The following is a 9315-nucleotide window of genomic DNA, read 5'->3' as shown; positions in this document are numbered from 1 at the left end:
CCGTAGGGTTACGGCGGCCATGGCGAAGGGGAAACACCCGGTAACATTCCGAACCCGGAAGTTAAGCCCTTCAGCGCCGATGGTACTGCACGGGAGACTGTGTGGGAGAGTAGGACGCCGCCGGACATACTTTTAAGGCCGAAGGCCGTCACCACCAGGTGACGGCCTTCGGTCATTTCGTCATATCCAGACACTGCTCTGGCGACGTGACCCGGATCACACTAGGGTGTCCGCCAATGGCGACGACGAGGTTGCCTGAGGAGGTCCCCCGATGTCCAGTCGAGTCGTCCGCCGGCTAGCCGCAGCGGCCACCGCCCTTTCCGTCGCCGCACTGGCACTCGTGGCCGCCGAGACGGCGTCGGCCAGCCAGGAGCACCGCAAGCACCATGGCAACCAGCTCCGGATCACGGTTCTCTCCGGCGAACCCGACCAGGTCACCGGCGGCGACGCGTTGCTCGAGATCTCCCTCCCGAAGAAGGCACGCCCGCAAGACGTTCGCGTGACGCTCAACGGCGACGACGTCACCGCGTCCTTCGCCCCTTCCTCGGACGGCACGCTGGTCGGGCTCGTCGACGAGCTCGAGGTCGGGAAGAACCGGGTGAGGGTTTCGACTCGCTCCGCTCGCTCAACCAGCGGGAAGGGGGCTCGCTCAACCAGCGGGAAGGGGGCTCGCTCAACCAGCGGGAAGGGGGCTCGCTCAACCAGCGGGACCAGCGTGACTCTCGTCAACCACCCGACCAGCGGGCCGATCTTCTCCGGGCCCCAGCAGCAGCCCTTCGTCTGCACCACGGCCCGCGGCCGGTTCGACGGGCGGATGATCCTCGGGCAGCCCCTCGTCGACAACCAGGACCAGTTCGGCATCCCGGTCGCCGCGGAGGATGCGAACGGCGGCTACCCGCAGGACGGCCGCGGCTACCCGACTGCCGACGCGGACATCGTCGGGTGGAGCGGCGACTGCGCGGCGGAGACCCGCTACGGCTACGTGTACCGGTCGACCACCGACAACCGGTTCCACTGGCTCGACGACCCGGCGAACCCGCCGGGCGACACCGCCACCACCACGACCATGGACGGCAAGACCGTGCCCTTCATCGTCCGCTGGGAGCGTGGCACGATCAACCGGTTCATCTACAGCGTCGCCATGCTCGCGCCGGTCGGCGAGGCAGACCCGACCAAGCCGGACGACTCGCTGTGGAACAAGCGTCTGGTCTTCAGCTTCCAGGGCGGTGTCGCCATCGGCCACACCCAGGGCACCACCAGCGACAGCGCGATGCTCCCAGCCGACCTGCTCAAGCTCGGGTACGGCGTGATGTGGTCGAGCGGCACGCGCACGAGCACGCACTACAACCTGCAGCTCGGCGGCGAGACGGCGCTGATGCTGAAGGAGCACACGGTCGAGACGCACGGCGTGCCCGACTACACCGTGGCCGTGGGCGGCTCCGGTGGGGCCATCCAGCAGTACGTGTACGCGCAGAACCACCCTGGCCTGATCGATGCCGCAATCGCCCAGTACTCGTACCCCGACATGGTCACCCAGGTCATCCACGTCGGGGACTGCGAGCTCCTCGAGCACTACTTCGACGCGACGGACCGTACGAACCCGAAGTGGAAGGACCCGGAGGTCCGCCAGGCGATCATCGGCCTCAACGGCACGAGCTACCCGAAGAACCTGTCGGCCGGCGAGATCGCCCAGTGGAACCAGCTGTACGGCGCGTACCAGGCGCTCGGCTACCAGGTCATGACACGCGACCCGGCCTCGCCGGCGCCCGCTCTGATGGAGTGCAAGCCGGGGTGGTTCGGCCTCACGCCGCTCGCGATGAACCCGACGTTCACCGATGTCGACGACCTCGACAAGCTCGCTCAGGGCGCCGAGGGCGTGGAGTGGACGCACTGGGCGGATCTCGTGAACATCTACGGCACCGACGAGACCGGCTACGCGCGGGTCCCGTGGGACAACGTCGGTGTCCAGTACGGCCTGGAGGCGCTGACCGAGGGCGTCATCACGCCCGCTGAGTTCCTGGACCTGAACGCGAAGGTCGGCAGCTGGAAGGACTCGGCCGACATGGTCGAGGAGGGCTTCCCGTTCGCGGGTGCCTTCTCTCCCCAGAACTTCGACCCGTGGAGCTCCCGCAACATGCAGCTGAGCCCCGATGGCGGCACCACGCCGGCACCGCGGCGCGAGGGCGACCGCGACGCGATGCGCGCGGCGTACACGTCCGGCATGCAGTTCCAGGGCGACATCGACATCCCCGTCATCGACTGGCGCAACTACCTCGAGGACGACCTCGACATGCACAACACGCAGCAGTCGTTCGCGTCGCGCCAGCGCATGCTCAACGCCGACGGCGACGCCTCCAACCAGGTCATCTGGTTCACCGACGCACGCCCGTCGACGCAGTTCGACCAGACGCCGATGGCGTTCGCGGTGATGGACCAGTGGATGCGCAACATCGAGGCCAACCCGAGGCGTGGCGTCGCCGGCAACAAGCCGGCCCAGGCGGTCGACTCGTGCTTCGCGACCGACGGCTCGCTCATCGCGTCCGGCCGGCGCGTGTGGGACGGCGTGCTCGACGAGCGTGCGTCGGGGGCCTGCACGCAGAAGTTCCCGATCTACTCGTCGTCGCGACGCGTGGCGGGAGGCCCGTACGAGGGCGGCGTCTGGAAGTGCTCCACTCAGCCCGTCGAGCGGGCGGTTCGCAAGGGCCTGTACGGCGCGTGGCGGCCGACGGCGGAGCAGACCGCGCGGCTGAAGGCGGTCTTCCCCGACGGCGTGTGCGACTACAGCAAGCCGGACGCCGGGAAGCCGCGTCGGCGCTGACCCCGATCCACCGGTCTCGGCGGCACCACGGGGGCGTGCCGCCGAGACCGGGTTGTGCGTGAGCGGTGCCGCGGGGCGTACGCGGTGGTCACTGTCACCGCCATGTGCTGGGATGTCCGCAGTCGGTGACGGAGGAAGCATGGGCATCACGGTGAGCACGGCGTCGTACGGGCACGACGCGCTGCAACGCCTTGCCGACGTCGTCGGCCGCTGGAAGTCCGACGACCCCATGCGTGAGGTCACGATCCTCGCGCCGAGCAACCTCGCCGGCATCGTCGCGCGGCGCCACCTGGCACGAGGCAGTGCCGGTGGGCGCGGCGTCGCGGGCATCGACGTCACGACCCTCCCGCGGCTCGCGGAGCGGATCGCGGCCCACACCCTCGCCCCGCGCCGCCCTGCGACTCGTCCGGTGGTCGCGTCCGCCTGGCGCACGCAGCTGCGGGAGGACCCGGGGGTGTTCGCCGAGGTTGCCACGCACCCGGCCACGATCACCGCGCTGGGCCGTGCGTACGCCGAGCTCCGCGAGGTCAGCGACGGAGGCCTCACCACGATCGGCGGCGCGTCGGCGCTCGCGAGCGACCTCGTGCGCCTTCACCGCGGCGTCCAGACTGCGCTGGGGAGCGACTGGTACGACGCGACCGACCTCGTCGACGCCGCGTCCGAGGCTGTGCGTGCGGACGGATTCCCGTCGCCGGTCGTCGTCTACCTTCCCCAGGTGCTGACGCCGAGCGAGCGGCGCCTCGTCCAGGCCCTGGGTTCCGCCACCGACGTCGACGTGGTGCTCGGTCTCACCCACGCGGTGCGCGCCGATGCGGCCCCGCGCGACACCATCGCCCGCATCGGCGTGGACGCGCCGCCGACCGCCCGGGCCGAGGTCGCGGTCGCCGACCGGGTCATCAACGCCTCCGACTCCGACGACGAGGTCCGGTGCGTCGTCCGTGACGTCCTCGTCACGCTGCAGACCGTCCCGGCGTCCCGGGTCGCCATCCTGTATGCCGCAGCCTCGCCGTACGCTCGCCTCCTCCACGAGCACCTGACCCAGGCCGGGGTGGCGTTCAACGGGCCCGGGGTCCGGGGGGTGACCGAGCGAGCCGTGGCACGGGTGCTTCTCGAGGTGCTTCGCCTCGACGACACCGACATGGCACGACCCGACCTGTTCCGTGCGGTCGCCAATGCCCCGACGCGCGCCTTCACCGGTGAGCGCATCCCGGTGACGCGCTGGGAGCGGCTGTCCCGCGCGGCCGGGGTGATGCGGGGCGACGACTGGGTCGAGCGTCTCGCCCTCTACGCCGCCGACGAGCAGTCCCGCGCGGCCGAGCTCGAGCGCGACGAGGACGAGACCTGGCGGGTCGACCGGCACCGCCAGAACGCTGCCACGGCAGGCGACCTGCGCACGTTCGCGGTGACGCTGCGTGCGGAGCTCGCCCGGGCCGGCACGATGACCAGCTGGCGCGACCTCGCCGCCTGGTGCCTCGAGCTCTTCACGACGCTCGTGGGGGCACCGGACGAGCTGCGGACGCTGCCGCCGGACGAGCAGTACGCCGCCGCGGCGGTGGTCTCGACGCTGCGCGGTCTCGCATCGCTCGAGGACGTCGAAGGCTCGGCGTCGCTGACGATGCTGCGCGACGTGCTCGAGGTCGAGCTGGATGCGTCGCTGCCGCGGGTCGGACGGTTCGGCGAGGGCATCCTGGTGGCGCCGCTCTCCGCGACGGTCGGCCTCGACCTCGAGATCACGTACGCGGTCGGCCTGAGCGAGGATCTCTATCCGGGCGGCACCCGGGAGGACGCGTTGCTTCCTGCGCGGGTGCGCGCTCTCGTCCCGGACGAGCTGCAGGACGCGCACGAACGCCTCCACACGAAGTACCGTCACCTGCTCGCGGCGTTCGCCAGTGCCCGGACGGTCGTCGCGACCTTCCCGCGCGGCGACCTGCGACGCTCGACACGGCGGCTCCCCAGCCGGTGGCTGCTCGGCACGCTGCGTGCACTCGTGGACGACAGGGGACTCGCCGCGACCGAGTGGGAGGACGCCGAGTTCCCCGACGCGTTCGCGACGTCGGGGTCGTTCGCGGGCGAGCTGCTCACCGCAGCGATGCCGGCCACGGAGCAAGAGTGGCAGGTCCGCGCCGCGGTCACGGGCGCGCTCGACGACCCGACCGTCGATGCCGCGCACGCGATGGTCGAGGCGCGGGCGGGGCACGCGTTCACCCGGTACGACGGCAACCTCGCCGCCGTCGACGGTCTGCCCGACTTCGCTCGCGAAGAGCGGCTGGTCTCGCCGACCACGCTCGAGTCGTACGCCGCCTGCCCCCACGCGTACTTCGTGCAGCGGCTGCTCGGCGTACGCCCGGTGGAGCAGCCCGAGGACACGGTCACCATGTCCCCGGCGGACGTCGGGACGCTGGTGCACGCGTGCATCGAGCAGCTCGTGACCGACTTTCGTGACGACCTGCCCGGACCTGGGGAGCCCTGGACCCCGGCCCAGCGAGCGCGGCTGGTGGACATCGCCGACGAGAAGACACGCGAGGCCGAGGCACGCGGCCTGACCGGGCATCCGCGGCTGTGGGAGCCGGAGCGGCTGCGCGTCCTCGCCGACCTCGTCGCCATGCTGGACGCCGACGACCTCTGGCGCGCCGCCATCGGAGCGCGGGTGCTTGCGAGTGAGCTGGCCTTCGGCATGGACGGCCGGTCGCCCGTGGAGGTCAGGGTCCCCGGCGGCCGCGTCCTGATGCGCGGCAGCGCCGACAAGGTCGACGCCACCGACTCCCGTCTCTTCGTGACCGACATCAAGACCGGCAGCCGTCGGCTGTTCAAGGAGATCAACCAGGACGATCCGCTCGTCGCAGGCACCAAGCTGCAGCTCCCGGTCTACGCGTACGCCGCCCGTGCCGCCTACGGCGATCGCGAGACACCGGTGACGGCCGGCTACTGGTTCGTGCGGCGCGAACCCGGACGTATCGACCTCCAGCTGACCCCGGAGGTCGAGTCCGCGTATGCCGAGACGCTCGACGTCCTGGTGCGCTCGATCGCCGGCGGGCTGTTCCCGGGCAAGGCGCCCGAGGCACCCGACTTCGCCTGGGTGCAGTGCCCGTACTGCAATCCCGACGGCATCGGCCACGTCGAGCAGCGCGAGCGCTGGGAGCGTCAGCGCGCCGATCCCGCGCTGCGCGAGCTGGTCACGTTGATCGATCCCGGTGCCCTGGACGAGACCGCGGCTGACGGGGGAGCGGCGTGAGTGCGCTCGGCGACCAGCAGGACCGCGATCAGATCAGCCAGGCCACCGGCGACACGCTCTTCGTCAACGCCGGCGCCGGCTCCGGCAAGACGACGGCGCTGGTGGACCGCATCACGACCCTGGTGCTGAGGGACCAGGTGCCGATGCGGCACGTCGCGGCCGTCACGTTCACCGAGAAGGCCGGCGCCGAGCTGCGGGACAGGCTCCGTGCGAAGTTCGAGAAGCAGTGGCAGGGAGCCGTCGATCCCGCCGAGAAGGCCCTCGCCGCAGCTGCGCTGGACGACCTCGACGGGGCGGCGATCGGGACGCTGCACGCGTTCGCGCAGCGCCTGCTGATGGAGCACCCGATCGAGGCGGGTCTCCCTCCGGTGCTGGAGCTCCTCGACGAGGTCGGGTCGTCGGTCGCGTTCGAGCAGCGGTGGGCGCAGCTGCAGATCGAGCTGCTCGACGACGACAGCATCGCCGAGCCGCTCCTCGTCGGGCTCGCCGTCGGCATGAAGCTCACTCACGTCCGGTCGCTCGCACACGTGCTCGGCAACGACTGGGACCTGCTGGACGACCACGTGCTCGCTGTCGAGCAGCCGCCGCTCGTCGTGCCGGACCTCTCCGCCTTCCTCGTCCGCGTCGACGCCGCGGTGCGACTGGGCGACGACTGCCGCGACCGCGACGACAAGCTGCTCGCCCGGATCGGGGACCTCGCCGCGCTGGGCGTCCTTCTGAACGCCGCCGGTGACGTCGAGACCCGCATGGACGTGCTCCGCCGTATCGGTGGGCTGAAGTTCGGCCGGATCGGACGCAAAGACCGGTGGGCGGTCGACATCGTCGGGGTGCGCGACGCGTGCAGCGCGGTCGCGGCGGAGGCTGCCGCGCTGGTGGGTGGCGTGCTCGACCAGTGCTTGCGTCACCTGACCCGGTGGACGGCGCTGCGCGTGCAGGAGGCCGCGGACGCTCGCCGGCGCGAGGGCACGCTCGAGTTCCACGACCTCCTGGTCCTCGCGCGTGACCTCCTGCGCAAGCACGCCGACGTCCGCGCCGCCCTGCACGCCAGCTACCAGCGGCTGCTTCTCGACGAGTTCCAGGACACCGACCCCATCCAGATCGAGCTGGCGGTCCGTATCGCCGGGGGTGCCGAGGCGAGTCAGGCGAGCTGGCGTGACGTCACGGTGCCGGGCGGCCGGATCTTCGTCGTCGGCGACGCCAAGCAGTCGATCTACCGCTTCCGACGCGCGAGCATCGCCACGTACCTCGACGCGCAGGACCACCTCGGTGCGCGTGCCCATCTCACGACCAACTTCCGCACGGTCGCCCCGATCCTCGACTGGCTCAACGCGGTGTTCGGCACACTGATCGTCGAGCAGGCTGCGGCTCAGCCTGAGTACGAGGCCCTGCAACCCGCTCGGGCGACCACAGGCAGCGGACCCGCTGTGACGGTCCTCGGTGGCGCGGAGCACACCGACCTTCCCCGCGCGGCGGCGGCCCTCCTCCGCACCAGGGAGGCCGCCGACGTGGCGGGCGTGATCGGTGCGGCGATCGACGAAGGCTGGACCGTGTTCGATGAGCGCACCGGCAGGTGGCGCCCGGCCGAGCCGCGCGACATCGCCGTCCTCGTCCCCGCGCGGACGTCCCTCCCGTACCTCGAGGACGCCCTCGACACCGCAGGCGTCCCGTACCGCGCCGAGGCGAGCTCGCTCGTCTACCAGGCCCGCGAGGTGCGTGACCTGCTCGCCTGCGCGCGGGCGATCGCGGACATCAGCGACGAGCTCTCCCTCGTCGCGGCGCTCCGGTCGCCGCTGTTCGGGTGCGGCGACGACGACCTGTGGCGCTGGAAGCAGGCAGGGGGACGGTTCACGATCCACGCAGACCCGCCGTCCGAGGACCTCGCCGGTTCACCGGTCGGAGCGGCGCTCGACTACCTGCGCCGACTGTCGTACGCCGCGCGCTGGCTGACACCCAGCGAGGTCCTCGGACGCATCGTGGCCGAGCGCAGGATGCTCGAGGTCGGAGCACTCGGACCGCGGGCGCGAGACTCGTGGCGACGGCTGCGGTTCGTCGTGGACCAGGCGAGGGCGTGGTCGGAGGCGAGCCACGGAGGACTCCGGGCGTACCTCGCGTGGGCTGCGCACCAGGGCCAGGAGACCACCCGGGTGGCCGAGGCGATCCTGCCGGAGACCGACGTGAATGCCGTGCGCGTCATGACGATCCACGCAGCGAAGGGCCTCGAGTTCCCGATCGTCATCCTGTCGGGCATGACCGCGCAGCAGAGCCCTGCGCGCGGCGTGCGGTTCCTGTGGACCGAGGGCGGCTACGCGGCGAGCCTGACCAGTGCGATCCAGACCGGTGACTTCAGCACCGAGATGCCGATCGACGAGCAGATGGACGAGCTCGAGAAGCGTCGTCTCCTGTACGTCGCTGCCACGCGGGCACGCGATCACCTGGTGGTGTCGCTGCACCGTGCCGCGGGCAGCACCAAGGCCACGGCCGCCAAGCTCCTCGCGGACGCCGGCGCCGCGCATGCAGGCGACCCGCGGGAGTTCGCGGCGCGTCCGTCGCCGGGGGGTGTCCCGCACTCGCCACCTCTCGAGTCTGCGGCGCTGCCCGACCACGCGACCTGGCTCGGGGCGGTCGAGGCGGCGCAGGCGCGCGCCCGGGTCCCTGCGGCCGTGACGGCGTCCGGCCTGGAGGGCACGGAGCCCGAGGTGGTGCTCGCCGAGCTCGACGGAGACCTCGACGACGGCGCCCGGGGGAGTGCGAAGGGCCCGCGTGATCTCGAGCTGCCGCCGTGGTCCAAGGGACGTTACGGCTCCGCCATCGGGCGTGCGGTCCACGGCGTCCTCCAGGTCGTCGACCTCCGCACCGGTGACGGCCTCGAGCAGGCTGTCGCTGCGCAGGCGCTCGCGGAGGGGGTGGTCGACCAGGAGGCACTCGTCCTCGCACTGGTGCGATCAGCCCTGGGCAGCGACCTCGTGCGACGAGCGGCCGAGCGTGAGCACTGGCGCGAGACGTACGTCGGCACCGAGCAGGCCGACGGCACGATCCTCGAAGGCTACGTCGACCTGATCTTCCGCGACGACGACGGCACGCTCGTCGTCGTCGACTACAAGACTGACGCCGTCCCGGCCGGCGGACTCGCGTCGCGCGTCGCGTACTACCGGCCGCAGATGGACGCGTACCGGACGTGTCTCGCGGCTGCGACCGGCAGCCAGGTCACCGTGCAGCTGCTGTTCCTCCATCCGGAGACGAGCACAGCCGTCGAGGTCTGAGCGGC

The 9315-nt window shown here is 71.4% G+C and carries 3 protein-coding genes and 1 rRNA gene; all 4 read left to right on the top strand.

Annotated elements, in window-relative coordinates:
* The first annotated feature begins 9 nt into the window (after positions 1-9).
* The 4 genes from rrf (at position 10) to GH747_RS19785 (ending at position 9310) form a co-directional block, all read left to right on the top strand.
* Positions 10-126, top strand: a 5S ribosomal RNA gene (gene rrf, locus GH747_RS19800).
* 145 nt (positions 127-271) lie between these two features.
* Positions 272-2818, top strand: coding sequence for a DUF6351 family protein (locus tag GH747_RS19795; RefSeq protein WP_149771339.1), 2547 nt, complete (start codon positions 272-274; stop codon positions 2816-2818).
* A gap of 139 nt (positions 2819-2957) precedes the next feature.
* Complete coding sequence (locus GH747_RS19790) at positions 2958-6050, top strand: PD-(D/E)XK nuclease family protein (protein WP_149771338.1); 3093 nt, start codon at positions 2958-2960, stop codon at positions 6048-6050.
* A complete protein-coding gene (locus GH747_RS19785; RefSeq protein ID WP_149771337.1) occupies positions 6047-9310 on the top strand; it encodes a UvrD-helicase domain-containing protein in 3264 nt (1087 codons plus the stop codon). The genes GH747_RS19790 and GH747_RS19785 overlap by 4 nt, the downstream gene beginning before the upstream one ends.
* The last annotated feature ends 5 nt before the right edge of the window (positions 9311-9315 follow it).

The organism is Mumia xiangluensis, assembly GCF_010994095.1.
GTDB classification, from domain to species: domain Bacteria; phylum Actinomycetota; class Actinomycetes; order Propionibacteriales; family Nocardioidaceae; genus Mumia; species Mumia xiangluensis.
This window is presented reverse-complemented; position numbering and strand designations above follow the sequence as displayed.